Here is an 18,834-nt window from a genome sequence, read left to right on the forward strand (position 1 = left end):
CCGGTTGATGCTGCACTTGGTCGGTGGAGGTGCCGGCCAGCGGTTGGCATGGGCCTGGAGCGCGACGCTGACGAGCATGAGCAGCAGGTCGATGTCGTTTCCAGCGTCGGCCCGACGACTGCTTCGACCTTGTCCACTGCGATCGTGGGCGGCCGTCATGCACGATCCAACGACGAACCTCCGGCGCAGGACACTAGCGACAAGGTCTACGGCGCGCTCATTGAGTCATGTCAGAGCCATTCGACTGACGGCCGGTGTGGCCCGCGAGAACGGCCTGGTGAAGGCGCCGGCCTTGAGCTCGTAGCTGCCGGGTTCGGTCTCGCTGGCGCACCACTCCCAGGTGTTGCCGCGCAGGTCGAAGACGCCGTACGGGCTGACGCCGCAGTGATACCGGCTGACGGGTGACGTTTCGGGGCGTCGGCGGCCGGGGGACCGGGCGGAGGGCCGACCAGGTGAACCTGGCCGGGCGCGCGGCCGGGGACGCACCGGATGCCGCCGCAGGAGGGTCTGATTGTATGCGATCCATTCTGATGGCCGGTTCGGCACAGATCTGCACCTGATGCTGCCGGAAGGCCGTCCCGCACCGGCACGACATCCGAGGAGCAGGAACGACGATGGCATCCGATCCCGCAATCGCCCAGGTGACCATGACCCTGGCAGCCCTTGCAGCCACCGCGAACACCACCCGCCCGTCCGGGGAGTCCCTTCCGCAGCAGACCGCACGCATCATCACCGGCATCGACGCACAACTGAGCGACCCCGGCCTCGCGACGCAGGGCGCGTGGGAGCTGGTGTGGCTCGCCCTGAGCGAGGCCAACGCCAACATGGCCTTCATCGCCCGGAGCACCGACGGCTCGAACGCGTTCGCCGTGGTCGCCCGCGGGACGGACGCCGACATCACGGACATCCTCGAGGACCTCGAGGTCGGCACGGTCGTCCCGTTCCCGGAAAGCGGATCGCCGACGCCCGTCGCCGTCTCCAAGGGGGCGAAGGAGGCGTTCACCCAGGTGACCACCGCCGTGTCGATCGCCTCGCCCTCCCCGAACGCCACGCTCGCCCAGGCGCTCGCCGCCGCGCTCAAGGCGGCGCCCTCCTCGCCGCAGCCGACCGTCTACGTGACGGGTCACAGCCTGGGCGGCTGCATCGCCAGCATGCTCGCGCCGTACCTGCAGGCGCAGACCTGGCCGAAGCAGCCGCAGCCGCAGTTCGCGGTGATGACGTTTGCCGCTCCCACCGCCGGCCTGCAGAGCTTCGTCGACTACGTCGACTCCCGGCCGTGGCTCATCGACGAGCGCCAGAACAACGCCTACGACCTGGTGCCGCACGCGTGGGCCGATCTCGTCGCCACCACCGAGTGGTACCCAAGCCCCGGACCGCAGGCGACCGACGAGGTGAAGCTGCTCATCAAGGGGTTCGCCCAGCGCACCAAGGGCAACGTCTACGTCCAGCCCGGCACGCTCTGCCTGATGAACCCCGGATACACGCACCTCGCCAAGAACCTGGTCAACAAGACCACCCAGGACTTCCTCGCCCAGGTCGCCTTCCAGCACGCCAACGCCACCTACCTGGACCTGGTGGGGGCGCCCGACGTCCCGGCCGGGCCGGTGGTGACCGACGTGAGCCCCACCTTCGGATCGGCGGGCGACACGGTGACCATCAACGGCACCGGTTTCAGCCCGGACAGCATGGTCGACTTCGGCACGTACGCCTGCATCGATCCGGTCGTCGACCCCTCCGGCATCAAGATCACCGCCAAGGTCCCCGCCGGACACGGCGTGGTCCACGTCCGCGTCACCAACACCCTCGCCACCTCCCCGCCCGTCGCGATGGGGCAGTTCGCCTACGGCGGGCCCGCCCCCGTGGTGGTCAGCGCGGTCAGCCCGACCAGCGGGAACGTCGGCACCCCGGTCACCGTCAGCGGCTCGGGCTTCGCCGAAGGCGCCACCGTGTACTTCAGGGACAAGGCATCCGACTCGGTCAGGTTCGTCTCCACCGGTGAGATCATCGCGACCGCGCCCGGTCTGATCGACGTCCACCAGACGGTGGACATCACCGTGAAGGTCGGCAAGGCCACCTCTCCCACCAGCCCGGCCGACGAGTTCACCTACACCGGGCGGTAGCCCTGGTCCCGGGGCGATCGTCGAGCGGCCGCCCCGGGACGTCCGCCACTGCTTCCCCCGGGTTTCCGGGGCCTCCGCCGGTCGGCCCAGTACGAGGGCGCTCCGACGGCACGCCCAGCCGGGCCCCCACCGCCGCGCCCTGATCCGCGGCGAATTGTCAGACACGCCCCAGCGGAGCAGGGTGGTGCTCTCCCTCGTGGGGTCGGCCTTGCTCACCACGACGCGGTCCCCGAGGTGGTCGCTCTGGTAACCGGCCTCCGCCAGCGTGGTCGCAAGGCGCAGAGAGGGCTCCGGGAACCGAACCGCCGCCCTGCGCAGCATCGCCCGTCTCGGTTCGTAGGTGCTGCCACTACTGCACCGACGGTCAGCCATGCGCCAGCCAGCGCCGGACTCCCGGCACCCAGCCGATGGCGCGCTCACCCTGCACGCGCAACTGTGCACCCATCTGACGGAACGTCAGAAGGGGTCAGCAAAAGGTCAGCAAACGGGCTGCTGGACCCTGTCACAGGCGACCACACCTGAGAGTCACGCCCCGCCCCGCCTCGGCGCCGCAGGCCGGCTGGGCACCCCGGCGCCGACCCCGGCACAGCGCGGCCGGCCGCGTCTCGAACAACCCCTCCCCCGACACGTGAGCCCAGGTCAGCGTGCCCGTCCCCGTGGTTTCAGGGGCACAGCGGGAAGTTGGGGAGCACCCAGTCGAGCACCGTCGTACCCGTGCACCTCACCGAACCTCGACCCTTCCATCCAGTCAGATCGTGCCTGCACGATCTCCTCACTGGATCGGCCGATGAAGTTCCACCACATATCACTGATTCAGCGTTTTCACCCAGGTCAGAGGCCCGGTGGACCATCCCCCGTCAGCAAATAGTCAGCATTGGTACGCGGGGAGACGAGCAGCATGGCCACCAAGGCATTGGCCCACGGCATGGGCACCTTCTTCAAGGAGTGCGAGCACCCTCAGGCGAAGTGGTCCAAGTGCCCGCACGAGTACACGATCCGGTATCGCGACGCGGCCGGAAGGCAGGTCGAGGAGTCCGGTTTCGCCACCCAGGACAAGGCCATCACCCGGTTGTCCGAGATCTACAAGACGAAGAAGGAAAGCCCGCGCAGCCAAAGCAAGGCTGACCGCATCCAGAAGTACGGGGTGATGCAGTTCGGTGAGTACGTCGCCGAGTGGAGGTCCGGCCAACGCGCCCTCGCCGCCTCCTCTCTGCGACATCTCGACTCGCTGCTCGAGCATCACTTGTTCCCGGCCTTCCGAAGCCGCCGGATGGGCACCTTCGACCACAAGGTCGTCGACGCGTTCATCCAGGCCATGGAACGCAACGGTGTCGGCCTAGCCTCCCAGGCCAGCGCCTTCGACAAGCTCAAGATGATCCTGCTCGACGCGAACCGCCTGGGCATCTTCGACCAGAACCCGCTCGACGGCGTCACCCCACCCCAGTACGACCCCGCCCGCGCCGTCATCCCCTCGGTGGCGCAGTTCAAGGAGATCCGAGCAGCGGGCGACGACACCTTCCTGCTGATAGCCGACCTCATGAGCGGATGCGGGATGCGCAACGGCGAGGCTGCGGCTGTCAACCTCAACAACATCGTGGCCGACGACGTCTACCGGATCGCCGAACAGGTCAACCAGACCACCAAGCTCTACGGGCCACTCAAGCACCGCAAGGCCGGCGAATACCGAGACGTACCCCTGCCCGCGAGGGTCAGGGAGACCATCGAGTGGTACGCCGACAAGCACGGTGCCGTGGACGGATACCTCCTCCGGAACCCCCTGGACATCAGTCAGCCCTTCCCGTACTACTGCCTCTCGAACCAGTGGCAGCGCATCAAGCGCGCGGGCGCGGTGGACATCCCCGAAGGAATGGTCATCTACGGATTCCGCCACCTCTTCGCCTCGCTCTGCCTTACCAACGGCCTCCCGATCACCGACGTGGCGGAGTGGATGGGCCACAAAAGCATCGACATCACCTTCAAGGTGTACCGACACCTCATGCCGGGCTCGATCGGTAAGGCTGCCTCGATCCTCGACCTCGGCTTGGCCGCATAGGCTTCAGGGCCCCGGCCTCAACGGCCGGGGCCCTGGCTCGAACGCACTCCCATCGACATCCATCCCCAGGCCGGGGTCTTTCGACTTCTCGATCCCCCGGACGGGGACCTGCGCCTATTCATCCCGCCGGCAGCTTCTGCTGGCCGACCCATGCCTGTACCTCGGACACCTTGAACTGAAGCTTCGCGGTGCGCCCTCGCCCGAACTTGTACGCAGTGAGTCCCAAGCGCGGGGCCTCTCGATAGATCCAGGCAAGGGACATGTTCAGGTACTCCGCCGTCTGCTTGGCATCCATGAACTGCACTGGCATTGCTACTCCGAAGCGATGTCGACCGGTTGAGCGGCCCAGGCTGACTGCCGAGGCCGACGCGAGCATCGCCCGGTTGGCCGGCTTGGCGGAGCCGGCAGCATCTGTTATGACACCCGAACTCGTGAGCCTGGGGAGCGAGGCAGGAACAGCAAGCGGGGTAGACCCAACGCCGAAGCCGGTGAAAGGATCAGAATCTGGTTGCTGTGATCAGGATGTGAGAGCCGATATATCTGTTCCGGGCCGTCCCTGGCTTCAGCGGCCGCATCCACGTAGCCATGGACAAGGTCTCATCGGCGGTCCCTCACAGGGTTTGTCGGCCTCGGAGCGCTGGATCGATCCACATCGTCGTAAAGTCAACCCCTTGATCTGAAGAGTAACTTCAGCGCATGGAGACAAAATCGTCCGCACCTTCGTTGGACCCCTCGGAAGGGCAATGAGCAGCGGTGCCAGTGGGCCACCGTTGTGGCCGCCTACCTGTTTCCCCCTCGGAGGGGTGATGTGGACCTGTCGGCGGTGGCCGACTGGCCGATGTACCTGAAGTTGGTACCCCTCGCACGGGTGATGAGGACGGGACACCGCCGTGGACTCGACCGGTCTGCGCAAGGCGTTGGTACCCCTCGGAGGGGTGATGAGGACGATCGCCATCCGGTCCAGCAGGTCCCCGGTCAGCTTGTTGGTACCCCTCGGAGGGGTGATGAGGACGGCGGCCCCTGGCAGGGCTCAGGCTCCGGCGTCATCACGTTGGTACCCCTCGGAGGAATGATGAGGACACCCGGGGCTTCCGGGGCGCAGTCGCAGTGCTCGCCGTTGGTACCCCTCGAAGGGGCGATGAGGACGAGGTCGATCTTGCGGGGGCTGTTGCGGGCGTCCTTGTTGGTACCCCTCGAAGGGGCGATGAGGACACGATCACCATCGTCGGCCCCACCCGCAACGATCCAGTTGGTACCCCTCGAAGAGGCGATGAGGACCCGGCCTCGGGGTGCCGAGTGAAACCGCTAGAACTGTTGGTCCCCCTCGAAGGGGCGATGAGGACCCGCGGCCGGCGGAGAGCGCGGCTGCCTCGCTCTCGCGTTGGTACCCCTCGAAGGGGCGATGAGGACGCCACCGGCTACCAGCGTGCCTCGCTCTACCCGATGTTGGTACCCCTCGAAGGGGCGATGAGGACCCCATGGTGAAGGTCCAGGTCAGATGGGTTCTGAAGGTGGTGGAGGTGGGTGCTGGTTTCAGCGGGCCTCCGGTCTTGCTGTCTGGCCTGGCGTGGCGCTGAAATCTCGGGCCGGTAGGTGCGTGTAGGTGGTCAGGAGCCTACCGGGGAGGCGGCGGTCTCTCGTGGATTCTGCCTGGCTAGTTCGGTGACTGGTTGCGTTCGCGGGACGGCTGTCAGTGGTGGCCTCTAGGGTCTGTGGGCAGGCGGCTGATGACTCATCATGCCGCTTGTTCGACATGCCATTTCGAGTGTTGGAGCGCGGATGAGGGTGCAGCTGGCCGTGGTGACGGCTGCGTCGGAGTTGCCGTGGGTGAGTGTGCTGGCCCCGGGGCGGGGGCTGGTGTACGACGTGCTGGCCCGGGGTGCGCCGGAGCTGGGCCAGCGGTTGCACGAGGCGGGACAGGGGCCGCACGGGATGGTGCCGTTCGGGTACGGGGCTCCGGTGTTCGCGTCCGCGAAACGCCGGCCCGGGCGGTATGCGGCGGGTGGGCGTGGGCTGGTGGAGTTCGGCAGTCCGGTGCCTGAGCTGGCTCAGGTGCTGGCGAAGGGTTTCGCGGAGCGGGAGCTGCTGGACTGGGGTGGCGTCGCGTTTCGGCTGACCGGCGTCACGGTGCTGGAGCCGCCTGAGTTCGCCTCGGGTCGGGCGGTGCTGCGGACAGTGACGCCGGTCGTGATGAAGGGCTCCGGCCGTGATGAGGAGGGTGAGCGGACGACGCGTCAGGCGTGGTTGCTGCCGACCGAGCCGGAGTGGCCCGCCTACTTCCAGGGCAACCTGCGGCGCAAGGCGGAGACCTTGGGGCTGGATCCCGAGGTGAGCCTGGAGTCGGTCACCTGGATCGGCCCGAAGCGCTCGTTCGCGGTGGGGCAGGGCGCGAAGCCGGGGGCTGCGGTGGAGGTCGAGGTGCGCGGTGCGCCGGTGACGCTGCGGGCGTTGTGGAGCTGGGGACTCGGTCAGGCGAACGCGGCCGGCTTCGGGTGGGTGGGCGCGTGAGCGGGCAGGATGCCGGGGAGCAGTCGCAGCTGGTGCTGACCGCACATCCGCTCCAGCGAGTCGGGGCCTTCGCACTCGCCGCGCTCGCGACATCGGCCGACCGGACCGCACCGACGGAACTACCTGCTGCCGGCTTCGAGCGGGCGGTGGCGGAGGTGACGGGTGATGCGGTGCGGGCGGCGTTGGTGCGTGACAGCAAGGGCGCGAACGGGTTCTGGTTGAAGGCCAGTTACTCGTTCTTCCCGAACGCGCCGATGAACCACCCCAGTAACGGCAAACGCTCCGACGCGGAGGTCGGCGACGCGGTTCGGCGATGGCGGGCGGCCCCGGACCGCGATGGTTGGCCGGCAGTCGATTGTGTGCTGTGCGGGCGTCAGGCGGTCGGGTTCTTCGGTAAGCGTGATGTCGCCCTGGCGGAGAGCGAGGCGTACCGGAACTCCACGCCGCGCGGGCACGAAGGCATGGCGCTGTGCCGTCCGTGCCTGCAGAGCTTCTACGCGCTGCCCTACGGCTGCCGGCTGACCGGCGGGTCCTCGATCGCCCTGCACAGCTGGGACGAGGACTTCCTGCTGGACGCCATCACCCGGCAGGTCGACCACAACCGCACGATCGCGGCCACCGGGGACGCCGGCAAACGGCAAGGCGAGGTGCGCGAGGTCGTCGCGCTGACCGCGCTGCGCACCCACGTCCGCCCGATGAATGCCTCCGTGGATCTGCTGGTCTTCAACAACAACAACCGCGGCCAGCTCCTGGAGGTCCACAGCCTGGAGCAGCCGCTGGCGGAGTGGCTGCGCCGCACCCAGCGTCTGGCCAGGCGCCGCCGGGGCTTCACCGCGCTGGTCAAGGGCCATGCGAGCGCGTCGACGCCGGGCCTGGTCGCGCTGGCGCGCAACGCCTTCCGTGAACCGTCGAGGATCGTCTCCGCCGGCCTGCGCCGCCTGCTGCACCTGGTGGGTCGTGCGGGCGGCCTGGACGAGGCGGGCGATCTCGCCCAACTGCTCTACTCCTTCGCCACCGAGGTGATGCTGATGACCGAGAAGGACCTGTCCGAGATCAGGGCCGCGGCGCACAACGTCGCGACCCTGCTGGCCGTCGAGACGTCCGGTGGGCGGCTGCGGACGTTCCGCACCCTGTTCCGTGAACCGCGCAGGCTGCGCGGGTGGCTGACCGGAGCGGGCGTGCAGTGGGCGATCAAGCCGCCCGCCGATATCCCCGTGGGGCCGTTCGTCAGCGAGCGCGCCTTTGTGCTGCTCTTCGACCCGGGCCAGGACAACGCCGCCTGGTTCCACCGCGACGTGTTCCTCGTCGCGGTGCTGGAGGAGCTGGCCCGGCGCGGCTGGGCACCCAAGGACAAGGACGAGACGGACGTCTCCCCGAGCGGCGACTCCCCCGCTGGCGACTGGGATCTCGATGCGCTGGACCAGCAGGCCATCACCTACGACATGGAAGAAGAGCAGAGTTGAGTTTCCTGGTGGGCAAGATCGCGTTGGACATCGTGGCGGGTGCGCCGAACAACGGCGAGGGCGAGGACAACAACGGCAAGGTCAAGCAGCTGCGGGTGGGCCGCGACATCTACCCGTACGTCTCCGCCCAGGCGTTTCGACGCTGGTTGCGCGACTCGCTTCCCGAGGGTGAGTCCCGTTCCCCGGTGACGCGCAGCGGCAGCGGTGCGAAGCAGCAGGCGTACACCGCCGGGCGTCCGGACCTGCACCTGGACGACGACCTGTTCGGCTACATGGTCGCTGTCAAGAAGGAGACGTTCATGCGGGACACGGTGCTGGCCACGGGGACCCTGGTCTCGGTGGTGCCGCAGCGCCCGACGATGGACTTCGGCACGATGAGCCGTGACTTCCCCGCGGGCGAGCACCCGGTGATCCACTCCCACGAGTTGTACTCGGGTGTCGTGGCCGGGGACCTGCTCCTGGACCTGCCGCGCGCCGGGGTGTTCGAGACGGACGGCAACGGGCTGCGGGTCGCGCTCAGCGCGCAGGTCGCCACCGCGGCGCGGGAGGCCGGGGCGCAGGACACCACGCTGCGCGGAACCTCGGCGGTGCGGCTGCCGTTGGCGGAGCGCCGGCGCCGGATCGCGCTGCTGCTGCGGACGCTGGCGCGGGTGCGCGGTGGCGCCAAGCAGGCCATGCACTACGGCGACCGCACTCCGTCGCTGGTCCTGCTCGCCCCGGTCAAGGGTGGCGTCAACCCGTTCACCCGCATCCTGGGTGCCCGCGACGGCAAGCCCGTCTTCCAGAGCGAGGTGCTGCGCGCGGAGATCGCGGCGTGGGCCGACGAGCTGGACGGTCCCGTCCTGGTGGGCTGGGCGCCCGGGTTCCTGGACGACCAGCGCGAGCGCGCCGCCCAGGACCTGGCCGACCTCATCAAGGCCGACACGCTGGTCCTGGACCACCCGCGCACCATCCTCAACGCGCTGGCCGGCCGGGTCGAGGCCGGGGATCACGACACCTGGTTCGAGGACCCGAAGGCATGAGCACCCCCGGGACCCCGGCGCTCCAGGTCACCGTCACCGCGCCCGTCGTCTCCTTCCGCAACCCCCTCTACGCCGGCGTCCAGGTCACCCTGCCGTGCCCGCCCCCCTCCACCGCCGCCGGCCTCCTCGCGGCGGCGGCCGGGGGCTGGCCCGAGGTGGATCCGGGGCTGCGCCTCGCCATGGCCTTCCACGCCGGCGGCGCGGGTGTGGACCTGGAGACCTACCACCCGCTGGACGCCGGCGGGAAGACGTCCACACCCGCGCCCCGCAACCGCGAGTTCCTCGCCGACGCCACCCTCACCTTGTGGCTGCTGGACGACGTCGACCTCTGGTACCGGCGCCTGCGCCGCCCCGTATGGCCGCTGCGCCTGGGCCGCAGCCAGGACCTCGTCGGCCTCCACCTCGAGCACACCACGCTCAGCGGCGAGGCGGGCGAGCAGCGCACGGCCGTCGTGCCCGACCACCGGGGGGCCGGCGGCACGCTCCTGCGCCTGCCGACCGCGGTCGCTCCCGGGCGCGGCCGGACCCGCTGGGACGCCTACCGCTTCGACGTCACCGGCCGCACCCGCGTCCCGGTGCCGGGCAGCCTCTCCACCGCTGCCGGACTGGCCGTCGCCCCGCTGCGGCCCGTCCATCCGGATGCGGCGTTCGGCGGCGACGTTGCAGCACAACGCCACTGACAACTGCTCCTGACGACACCGCGCAAGGACAGAGCCGATGACCGACCCGCTGGACCGCGTGCTGGCCAAGAGCGCCCAGCGCGGCCGAGCCCCGGAACGCCTCACCGCCCACTCGTCGGCCACGCTGCGCGCCGCGCTCCAGCTCCAGAAGCGAGTGGGGCGGTTGGAGGCCGCCGAGCAGGTCATGAACGGCCAGTACTGGGACGCCGTCGCGCTGGCCGCGGTCAGCCACGACGCCGGGAAGGTCGCTGCCGGCTTCCAGGACATGCTGGCCGGCCGGAGTCGCTCCTGGGGAGAGCGCCACGAGGTCCTCTCCCTCGGCTTCCTGCCCGCCCTCGTCCCGGACCCCGAGCTGCGGTCATGGGTGGCGGCGGGCGTGGCCACCCACCACCGTCCGCTGACCGGCACCACCGGCCGCGACCTCGAGCTCCTCTACGCCGGCGCCCTGCTCGAGGAACTGGCCGACCGCTTCGGCCCCCTCGACGACCGCACGATCGCCGCCGCGGACCTGTGGCTGCGCACCGCCGCAACAACAGTGGGCCTGCCCTGCGCCGCACCGCGCCCGCACGACGCCCTGACCTCCGAACGCCTCGTCGCCGCCGCCCACCAGCTCCTCGAACAGGTCCTCCAGCGATGGGGTCGGCGTGTCAGCCCCGAGCAGGGACTGTCCGCGGTCCTCCTCCAAGGCGCCGTCACCCTCGCCGACCACCTCTCCTCGGCCCACGGCTCACTCGACACCCACCAACCCTTCGACGCGACCTTCCGACCCAAGCTCGAAGCCGGACTCGCCGAACAGGGCCGCCACCTGCGTGCCCATCAGGTCGACGCAGCCGAGGTCAGCGGGCACCTGCTCCTGCGAGCGCCCACCGGCAGCGGCAAGACCGAAGCGGTCCTGCTGTGGGCGGCGCGCCAGGCCACCGAACTGGCCATGAAGACCGGCGGTATCCCGAGAGTCTTCTTCACCCTGCCCTACCTGGCCTCCATCAACGCCATGGCCGATCGCCTCGGCGACCTGCTCGGCGACCGCCACCTCATCGGCATCGCCCACTCCCGCGCCGCCTCCTACCACCTCACCACCGCCATCGGCTCACCCGACGGGACCGACGACGACACCCACGACCCCTGCCACGCCGACGCCGCGGCCAAAGCCCTCGCCCGCGCGGCCGCCACCAGACTCACCAAGGAGACCACCCGCGTCGGCACCCCCTACCAACTACTGCGCGCAGCCCTGGCCGGCCCCGCCCACGCGGGCCTGCTCGTCGACGCCGCCAACTCCGTGTTCATCCTGGACGAGTTGCACGCCTACGACCCGCGCCGCCTGGGCTACATCCTGGCCGCCGCCAAGCTCTGGGAGCGCCTCGGTGGGCGGATCGCGGTCGTCTCCGCCACTCTCCCCGACGTCCTGGCGGAACTCTTCAGCACCAACCTCGCCTCACCGACCAGGCTCGTCGATGCCCCTGACCTGGCGCTGCCCGATCGCCACCGCCTCGCCGTGCGCCCACACCACCTCACCGACCCGCAGACCGTCGACGAGATCCGCGAAAGCCTGGATCGCGGACAGTCCGTGCTCGTCGTCGCCAACAACGTCGCGCACGCCCGCGACCTGTTCGCCGAACTCGCCCCCCACGCGCGCGAACGCCACGGTGACGACGCGGCCCTGCTGCTGCACTCCCGCTTCCGCCGAATGGACCGCAACCGCATCGAGAAGAGGATCCGCGAACGGTTCGCCACCGTCGATGCACCAGGTCAGCACGCACGCCGCCCGGGCCTGCTGATCGCCACCCAAGTCGTCGAAGTCAGCCTCGACATCGACCTCGACGTCCTGTTCACCGCAGCCGCCCCGCTCGAAGCCCTCCTGCAACGCTTCGGCCGCATCAACCGCACCGCCGCGCGCCAGCCCGCCGACGTCATCGTCCACGCCCCCACCTGGACCACCCGCCGAGGACAGGCCGGCGACTTCGCCGACGGCATCTACCCCCGCCAGAGCGTCGAGGACGCCTGGCACCGCCTGGTCGGCCACCACGGCAACCTCATCGACGAGACCCAAGCCACCGCCTGGCTGAACGCCATCTACGCCGGCGACTGGGGCCAGCAGTGGTCGGCGGAGGTCACCGACCACCGGGACAGCTTCGAGCGAGCCCTCCTCACCTTCCCCGCGCCCTTCGCCGACCGTACCCACCTCACCGAGACCTTCGACGAACTCTTCGACGGCACCGAAGCCATCCTCGACCAGGACCGCGACGCCTACGCCCAGGCCCTCGCCGACGCCGGCGGCGCCCCCGGCCGCCTCAACGCCGACCAGTACCTCATCCCGATGCCACACTGGGCCGGCCCACTCACCACCTACGAGCGCACCCTCAACATCCGCATCATCCACGGCGACTACGACCCGGACCTCGGCCTACTCGCGGTGCGCGGACGCCCCCAGAGCGCCTACCGGCCAGGGGAGATCCTGTGATTGACGCGGCGGATGTCGGCGGCGTCCACATCAAGTACCTCTACCACTGCCGCCGACAACTGTGGCTCTACATCCGGGGAATCCGCCCGGAACACCTCAACGCCGCGGTGCAGCTCGGCGAAGCCGTCCACGACACCTCCTACACCCGCAACACCCCCGTCGACCTCGGCGCCGCCCGGCTCGACTTCCTGGACGGCCGGCACTGGGTCCACGAGGTCAAGTCCTCCTCCCGACCCACACCCGCCGACCAGGCCCAAGGGCGCCACTACTGCCACCGGTTGCACGAGATCGGCGTCGACGCCCAAGGCGCAATCCTGCACTACCCCAAGACCCGACGCACTCATCGCCAGCCCTACACCGCCGAAGCCGCCGAGCAAGCAGTCACCGACATCGCCGACGTCCTCACCGTGGCAGCCGCCCGCACCTCTCCGGAACGCCTGACCCGATCGGCCTGCCAGGGCTGCAGTTTCACCGACTACTGCTGGACGGAATGAGATGCCCGCTGCCGCACGAACCTACTGGCTCACCAGCCCATGCCGCATCCGGCGCAAAGACGAGTCCCTCGTCATCGAACGTGACAACGCCGACAACGTCCACATCCCAGTCACCGACGTCCGCGACATCGTCGCCTGCGCCGAGGTCGACCTCAACACGTCGGTCGTCTCCCTCCTCAACCGGCACAGGATCAGCGTCCACCTACTCAGCCACTACGGCGACTACGCCGGCTCCTTCCTCACCTCCGACACCAGCACCTCAGGCGAGACCGTCCTCGCCCAGGCCCGCCTCACTGAGGACCCCACGGCTAGCCTCGCGGTAGCACGAGCGATCGTCGACTCCTGTGCCTTCAATGTCCGACGCGTCATCGACCGCAAGCTGCTCGCACGTCCATACGCCGTTCTCCACGAGTCAATCGCCGGCGCCACCAGCACAGCCCAACTAATGGGCGCCGAGGGGACTTTCCGCCGATCCGCCTGGGAAGTCATCGACACGAAACTTCCCGACTAGCTCCAACTCGACGGTCGCCAACGCCGCCCACCCAAGAACGCCGGCAATGCCTTCATCAGCTACGTCAACGGCATCACCTACGCCCGCGTCCTGACCGCCGTACGCCTCACACCACTGCACAGCGGCATTGCCTTCCTGCACAGCAGCATGGAACGCCAGCGCCACTCCCTGGTCCTGGACCTCTCCGAGATGTTCAAGCCCCTCTTCGCCGAACGGCTGCTCCTACGGATGGCCGGCCGCAACCAGATCAAGCAGCACCACTTCGACCGCGACAGCAACCAGGCGATGCTCAGTGACAGCGGACGCAAGCTCGTCGTCCAGACCGTCCGCGACGAATTCGCCACCACCGTCGCCCACCGCACCCTGGGACGACCCGTCGCCTACGACGAACTCCTCTACCTCGATGCTCTCTCCCTGACCCGCCACTGCCTCGAAGGTTCCCCGTACAAGCCCTTCCGGATCTGGTGGTAACCGACCGATGTACGTAGTCGTCGTCTACGACACCGCAGCAGAACGCAACCCCAAGATCCTCCGGACCTGCCGGAAATACCTCCACCACGTCCAACGCAGCGTCTTCGAAGGCCACCTCAGTGAAGGACAACTCCGCCACTTCCAGGCCGCCGTCGAGAACGCCCTCGACCTCACCTACGACAACGTCCTCGTCTACACCTACCCGCCCGGCACCACACCCCGCCGACTGGAGTGGGGCGCAACCGAGCCTGCACCCAGCGACATCCTCTGACAGCCGGCTCGGGCCGCCGAACTTCAGCGCCACACCGAGCCGCCGCGCACGACCGGAGGTCCACTGCAGAAACGGCCGCCCGCCATCACCGTTGCCACACTCTGAGGTGCGGCTTTACCGTGGGGTCCTCATCGCCCCTCCGAGGGGTCACAACGACACGACCGATGCGGACGCGTTCTTCGCCGCGGTCCTCATCGCCCCTCCGAGGGGTCACAACGCGAGGCGGAGCCGCGGCGACCGGCCGGCGCGGGGGTCCTCATCGCCCCTCCGAGGGGTCACAACATGTCGTCGACGAGTGCCATGGGTTCATCCTCTCGTGTCCTCATCGCCCCTCCGAGGGGTCACAACCCCTCGCCGACGTCGACGTCCAATTCGCCCTCAACGCGTCCTCATCGCCCCTCCGAGGGGTCACAACGCCTCGCGCTCGCCGCCATCGCCGACCGCACCATGCGGTCCTCATCGCCCCTCCGAGGGGTCACAACATGACGCCGGCGCCGAGAACTACGTGGAGGTCGACACGTCCTCATCGCCCCTCCGAGGGGTCACAACTGTCCACCGGCACCGCGCTGACCACCGCTCACGTGTGTCCTCATCGCCCCTCCGAGGGGTCACAACACGATGCCGGTGAACTGTGCGAGCCGGCGGTCGCAGGTCCTCATTGCCCCTCCGAGGGGTCACAACCTGATGCTGTGGACCTCGATCGGGCGGTGCCCGTCCTGTCCTCATTGCCCCTCCGAGGGGTCACAACCCGCGTACGGATCGCACCGGCCGGCCGAGACCGGCGGTCCTCATTGCCCCTCCGAGGGGTCACAACAAGTCCAGACCGACCGCGTGCGAGGCGGGCGGGGCGGGCCCTCATTGCCCCTCCGAGGGGTCACAACTAGTGGGCGGCGCGCTTGCCGCCCCGGGACTCCGGGGTCCTCATTGCCCCTCCGAGGGGTCACAACCTGCGGTAGACCGGGGTCGCGGCCACAGCGTCGGCGGTCCTCATTGCCCCTCCGAGGGGTCACAACAACCAGAACCAGACGGCCATGGCGCACCAGGCGCCGGTCCTCATTGCCCCTCCGAGAGGTCACAACGTGAACCTTTGCAGCCACCCCGGCCCGGGAGGGCGGTCCTCATTGCCCCTCCGAGGGGTCACAACTAGCGGCTGCGCAGGAGCTGGGAGAGGCAGTCCGCGGGTCCTCATTGCCCCTCCGAGGGGTCACAACCCGGAGTAGAGCAGGACGGCGGGGTTCGGGTGGGGCACGTCCTCATTGCCCCTCCGAGGGGTCACAACCTGAGCGTCAGCTACCGCGGCGAGGTGAAGATGTGGTCCTCATTGCCCCTCCGAGGGGTCACAACACACGCACATCCTGCCAAGGTGGGAGCACACTGGTCCTCATTGCCCCTCCGAGGGGTCACAACAGGCGCGGTGCGAGGGCATCGAGCCGGAGGACGAGTCCTCATTGCCCCTCCGAGGGGTCACAACGCCTTGGCCACACCGCTGGACACACCTCCCCGGGGTGCCCCCCCGGGTCCTCATTGCCCCTCCGAGGGGTCACAACAGGTAGCGCTGGCTGCGGCACCAGTCCTCGGCGCTGGTCCTCATTGCCCCTCCGAGGGGTCACAACGTGAAGACGGTGCCGGGCAGTCGGGTGATGGTCCAGGTCCTCATTGCCCCTCCGAGGGGTCACAACGTGCTTCGGGGAATGCGGCGCTGCCCAGGGGTGAGGTCCTCATTGCCCCTCCGAGGGGTCACAACGTGCTTCGGGGAATGCGGCGCTGCCCAGGGGTGAGGTCCTCATTGCCCCTCCGAGGGGTCACAACTCGGCGTTCAGTCCCATGTCGCTCCTCCTACCGGGGTCCTCATCGCCCCTCCGAGGGATCACAACACGGCCCGGTGCACGACGAGGCCGGCGAGCGTTGCCATCCCCATCGCCCCTCCGATGGGGCACAACTGATCACCGCCGCCGCCCGCAGCAGCCCATCCCGAGGTCCTCATCGTCCCTCCGAGAGGTAAAGCCCGTAGTGGGCGGTCACGTGGGCTTCGGTGTCGTCGGTCTTCATCGCCCCTCCGAGGGGTCACAACTCGAAGTCGGCGGCACCAGCCGGGCTGATCCCAGCGGGCCCTCAGCCACCTGCGAGGAACCGCCGCAACCACCCAGCCAGCGGAGAGGTCTTCAGCGAGCTTCTGAGGGCCACGACATCTCACAGTGGTGCCGCGTCACCACCAGCTCCACCGTCATCCTCCCTCCGATCCGTGGTACATCCCGGCTTTGCGGCGCCGCTTGTCATCCTCTCCGCCGTCCCTACCGGATCGGGCTGCGATCACGGCCTGCTCATGGGACGACCCAGCGATTGTCACGCTGGAGGCAGCCTCACACAGGAAGTGCGGGATTCAGGCGCCGGGGGACGGGCGACCGGGAGGCGCGGATCAGATTGGCGGCCGGCCCGGAACGGGCGGCTGCCGCATCGGTCACTCGATGCGGCAGCCGCCCGTTCGCGTCTGCTCTCTGCCTGCCCCGGCTGCCCCGGTTCTCATGCCTCGGGCCCGGCCAGGACGAAGTCGTCCTGGGTCAGTTCGGCTCGCAGTCGCTGTTCGGCGACGTCGGCGTAGTGGCTGGAGAGTTCGACTCCGATGAACTTCCTACCCTCCTTGAGCACGGCGACCCCGGTCGATCCGGAGCCGGTGAACGGGTCGAGGACAGTGCCGCCCTCGGGGCAGATCTGGACGAGCTGCTGCATGATCTCCACGGGCTTCTGGGTGATGTGGACTCGGTCTTTGCGCGGCTGCGAGGCGACGAAGTACCCGGGGAGGTAGATCTCCCTGTTCTTGTTGAGGCTGCCCTTGACGCCCCAGGTGATGAACTCGGCGGACTGCTTGAAGCCGCCCTTGCGCGGGCGGCTGGCGGGCTTGATCCACGGGATCGTGCCGCACCAGGTCCAGCCGGCCATCTGGAGGGCGTCCGAGGTGGTGGGCTCCTGCCTCCAGTCGGAGAAGACCATCGCGACGGAGTGCTCCTTCGACGCCCGGTACCCCTCGGTCAGCAGGGCGGTCAGCCAGGCACGGTACGAGCGCTGGTCGCGGTTCTCGCCGGGGAAGGTCTGCAGGTCGTGCGCGGATCCGCTGGTCACGTACTTGGCGCGGGCGTCGCGGCCGGTGCGCTCGGAGCTGGTGCGTCCGCCGGAGTTGTACGGCGGGTCGGTGATCACCGCATCGACGCTCTCGTCGGGAAGGGTCTTCAGCACGGTGAGGGCGTCGCCTCGGTGCAGGGTGTACCTCATGCGCGGGGGCCTCTTTCGGGGCGTGACGGAACTGGCCCCGCTGCGAGCGACGCCGATGCGACAGGCACTCGGAGTGGGGATGCGCCGGAGGTTAGCCGCGATATCCGGCCGCACCTAATGAGGCGTCCGCCCGTCTCCGGGGCCTGTTTCGGGGTCGTTTGGTGCGGCCGGAATCCGCGTCTACTGTCTGGCCTGTCGCCGAGGCGGGGCCCAGCTCCACTCACGCTGACCTGTGGTGATTCATGTTGCGCCGTCCAATTGCGGTGCACTGTCGGCGCATTCGAGACGATTTCGCAATCCGAGGAGAGTCCCCGTGTACCGCCTGAGATTACGAGCGCGGCTGGTTGCCGCGCATGACCCGAGACCGGCTTCTGGGAGCTACCAACTCCCCGGGCCCGGGCCCGCCTTCAAGGGCGGATTCACAACGGCGCGGTGCCGGCGGCTTTGCACGAGAAGGCGGCACCGCGTCTCCTACGACCAGCGAGGAGCCGCTGCCATGCAGCATGCCCTGATACACCCGCCGCCGTGCTCGATCCTTCGTCCGGTCAAGGCCGTTCACGCCGTCGACTGCTGGCGGCGGCGGTGAAGAAGACCGCCGGAGCCGTCGTCGGTCTCGCCGCTGCCGGCCCGCTGATGCTGGCCATTCCGGTCCTCGTCGCGGCAGCCGGATCCGCCGCCGCAGCCGCTTCCTGCTCCAGCGGCGTCGTACAGGCGGTGGATACCTCGGCGGTGGCCGCTCAGGTAAAGGCGACTCTGGACGGCGGCGCCAAGAGCACCGTTGTCGTGCCGGGGCCGGACAACCCGGCCGAGCAGGTGCCCAACGCCGAGACGATCCAGGCCACCGGCGTCGCGATGCACATCCCGGTCCGGGGGCAGATCGTGGCACTGGCGACCGCTCTGCAGGAGAGCGGCCTGCGTAACCTCACCTACGGGGACCGCGACAGCCTGGGCTTGTTCCAGCAGCGGCCTTCCCAGGGCTGGGGCACCGCGGCGCAGATCCTCGACCCGGTGCACGCGAGCACCGAGTTCTACTCGGCGCTCCAGAAGGTCTCGGGCTGGGAGTCGATGACCGTCACCCAGGCCGCCCAGGCGGTGCAGGTGTCCGGCTACCCCGGCGCCTACGCCAAGTGGGAACCGCTGGCCGCCGCGCTGCAGAAGGCGATCGAGCCGCTCCTCGCCAAGGCCGGCACAACGCCGAGTCCCAGCCCCGGCAGCGGAGCCAGTCCCCCACCGACCCCAAGTGGCGGCGGCTGCACGAGCGGTGGGGACGGATCGGGCTTCGGGACCATCCCGCCGGGCGCCCTGCCGGCCGGGTACACGATCCCGACCGACGCCCCGCCCCAGGTGCAGACCGCGATCCGTTGGGCGTTGGGGCAGCTTGGCACGCCGTACCAGTGGGGCGGCACCTGTACCGACCCGCACGGGCCGGACCCGATGGCCAGGTGCGACTGCTCTGCGCTGATGCAGGCGTCCTACCGCGCCGCCGGGGTCACCCTCGGGCGGACGACCTACGACC

The 18,834-nt window shown here is 69.1% G+C and carries 13 protein-coding genes, 2 pseudogenes and 1 CRISPR repeat array; of the genes and pseudogenes, 11 read left to right on the forward strand and 4 right to left on the reverse strand.

Annotation, left to right across the window (positions count from 1 at the left end):
* Positions 1-225: 225 nt before the first annotated feature.
* A complete protein-coding gene (locus tag ABD323_RS19975) occupies positions 226-621 on the reverse strand; it encodes an SUMF1/EgtB/PvdO family nonheme iron enzyme (RefSeq protein ID WP_344443101.1) in 396 nt (131 codons plus the stop codon).
* Here ABD323_RS19975 and ABD323_RS19980 point away from each other — a divergent pair.
* On the forward strand, positions 615-2,120 hold the full coding sequence (locus ABD323_RS19980; RefSeq protein WP_344443102.1) for an IPT/TIG domain-containing protein: 1,506 nt from the start codon (positions 615-617) through the stop codon (positions 2,118-2,120). The genes ABD323_RS19975 and ABD323_RS19980 overlap by 7 nt on opposite strands.
* 639 nt (positions 2,121-2,759) lie before the next feature.
* On the opposite strand, the pseudogene ABD323_RS19985 reads toward ABD323_RS19980, so the two are convergent.
* Positions 2,760-2,924, reverse strand: a pseudogene (locus ABD323_RS19985) (pirin family protein); the annotation flags it as partial.
* A gap of 94 nt (positions 2,925-3,018) precedes the next feature.
* Between ABD323_RS19985 and ABD323_RS19990 the strand changes: the two are divergent.
* Positions 3,019-4,173: a tyrosine-type recombinase/integrase gene (locus ABD323_RS19990; RefSeq protein WP_344443103.1), complete on the forward strand. Its 1,155-nt coding sequence runs from the start codon at positions 3,019-3,021 to the stop codon at positions 4,171-4,173.
* Positions 4,174-4,291: 118 nt separating this feature from the next.
* On the opposite strand, the gene ABD323_RS19995 is transcribed toward ABD323_RS19990, so the two are convergent.
* The gene (locus ABD323_RS19995) at positions 4,292-4,468 is read right to left on the reverse strand and encodes a helix-turn-helix transcriptional regulator (protein WP_344443104.1); all 177 of its coding nucleotides are present in this window, start codon (positions 4,466-4,468) and stop codon (positions 4,292-4,294) included.
* Between the two features lie 1,490 nt (positions 4,469-5,958).
* On the opposite strand from ABD323_RS19995, the gene ABD323_RS20000 reads away from it, so the two are divergent.
* The 8 genes and pseudogenes from ABD323_RS20000 to cas2 all read left to right on the forward strand — a co-directional run bounded on the left by ABD323_RS20000 (position 5,959) and on the right by cas2 (position 14,051).
* Positions 5,959-6,681, forward strand: a complete 723-nt coding sequence (locus tag ABD323_RS20000) for a CRISPR-associated endoribonuclease Cas6 (RefSeq protein ID WP_344443105.1) — start codon at positions 5,959-5,961, stop codon at positions 6,679-6,681.
* Entirely contained in the window at positions 6,678-8,144 is a 1,467-nt protein-coding gene (locus ABD323_RS20005) for a hypothetical protein (RefSeq protein ID WP_344443106.1), read from the forward strand. Before ABD323_RS20000 ends, ABD323_RS20005 begins: the two co-directional genes overlap by 4 nt.
* Positions 8,141-9,166: a type I-B CRISPR-associated protein Cas7/Cst2/DevR gene (gene cas7i / locus ABD323_RS20010; RefSeq protein ID WP_344443107.1), complete on the forward strand. Its 1,026-nt coding sequence runs from the start codon at positions 8,141-8,143 to the stop codon at positions 9,164-9,166. The genes ABD323_RS20005 and cas7i overlap by 4 nt, the downstream gene beginning before the upstream one ends.
* A complete protein-coding gene (gene cas5 / locus ABD323_RS20015) occupies positions 9,163-9,846 on the forward strand; it encodes a CRISPR-associated protein Cas5 (RefSeq protein ID WP_344443109.1) in 684 nt (227 codons plus the stop codon). Before cas7i ends, cas5 begins: the two co-directional genes overlap by 4 nt.
* Positions 9,847-9,883: 37 nt before the next feature.
* Positions 9,884-12,304 (forward strand): CRISPR-associated helicase Cas3', encoded by a 2,421-nt coding sequence (gene cas3 / locus ABD323_RS20020; protein ID WP_344443110.1) that lies wholly within the window; start codon positions 9,884-9,886, stop codon positions 12,302-12,304.
* Complete coding sequence (locus tag ABD323_RS20025) at positions 12,301-12,798, forward strand: CRISPR-associated protein Cas4 (RefSeq protein ID WP_344443111.1); 498 nt, start codon at positions 12,301-12,303, stop codon at positions 12,796-12,798. Before cas3 ends, ABD323_RS20025 begins: the two co-directional genes overlap by 4 nt.
* Before the next feature lies 1 nt (position 12,799).
* Positions 12,800-13,780 (forward strand): annotated as a pseudogene (cas1b, locus tag ABD323_RS20030) (type I-B CRISPR-associated endonuclease Cas1b).
* A gap of 7 nt (positions 13,781-13,787) precedes the next feature.
* The gene (gene cas2 / locus ABD323_RS20035; RefSeq protein ID WP_344443112.1) at positions 13,788-14,051 is read left to right on the forward strand and encodes a CRISPR-associated endonuclease Cas2; all 264 of its coding nucleotides are present in this window, start codon (positions 13,788-13,790) and stop codon (positions 14,049-14,051) included.
* Between the two features lie 124 nt (positions 14,052-14,175).
* Positions 14,176-16,122: direct repeats of the CRISPR family, unit length 30 nt; unit sequence GTCCTCATCGCCCCTCCGAGGGGTCACAAC.
* Positions 16,123-16,571: 449 nt separating this feature from the next.
* Here the strand turns inward: cas2 and ABD323_RS20040 are convergent.
* Positions 16,572-17,318 (reverse strand): DNA-methyltransferase, encoded by a 747-nt coding sequence (locus ABD323_RS20040; protein ID WP_344443114.1) that lies wholly within the window; start codon positions 17,316-17,318, stop codon positions 16,572-16,574.
* A 633-nt stretch (positions 17,319-17,951) separates the two neighbouring features.
* On the opposite strand from ABD323_RS20040, the gene ABD323_RS20045 reads away from it, so the two are divergent.
* Positions 17,952-18,834, forward strand: an 883-nt coding sequence (locus ABD323_RS20045) for a C40 family peptidase (protein ID WP_425556078.1), incomplete at its 3' end; no start/stop codon positions are given.

The organism is Kitasatospora nipponensis, assembly GCF_039528135.1.
Classification (GTDB): domain Bacteria; phylum Actinomycetota; class Actinomycetes; order Streptomycetales; family Streptomycetaceae; genus Kitasatospora; species Kitasatospora nipponensis.

What these genes read in the sequence shown, in the direction of transcription:
- cas5 (WP_344443109.1), top strand. Translation starts at nt 9,163, where the DNA reads ATGAGCACCCCCGGGACCCCGGCGCTCCAGGTCACCGTCACCGCGCCC.
- ABD323_RS20040 (WP_344443114.1), bottom strand. Translation starts at nt 17,318, where the DNA reads ATGAGGTACACCCTGCACCGAGGCGACGCCCTCACCGTGCTGAAGACC.
- ABD323_RS19995 (WP_344443104.1), bottom strand. Translation starts at nt 4,468, where the DNA reads ATGGATGCCAAGCAGACGGCGGAGTACCTGAACATGTCCCTTGCCTGG.
- ABD323_RS19980 (WP_344443102.1), top strand. Translation starts at nt 615, where the DNA reads ATGGCATCCGATCCCGCAATCGCCCAGGTGACCATGACCCTGGCAGCC.
- cas3 (WP_344443110.1), top strand. Translation starts at nt 9,884, where the DNA reads ATGACCGACCCGCTGGACCGCGTGCTGGCCAAGAGCGCCCAGCGCGGC.
- ABD323_RS19975 (WP_344443101.1), bottom strand. Translation starts at nt 621, where the DNA reads ATGCCATCGTCGTTCCTGCTCCTCGGATGTCGTGCCGGTGCGGGACGG.
- cas2 (WP_344443112.1), top strand. Translation starts at nt 13,788, where the DNA reads ATGTACGTAGTCGTCGTCTACGACACCGCAGCAGAACGCAACCCCAAG.
- ABD323_RS19990 (WP_344443103.1), top strand. Translation starts at nt 3,019, where the DNA reads ATGGCCACCAAGGCATTGGCCCACGGCATGGGCACCTTCTTCAAGGAG.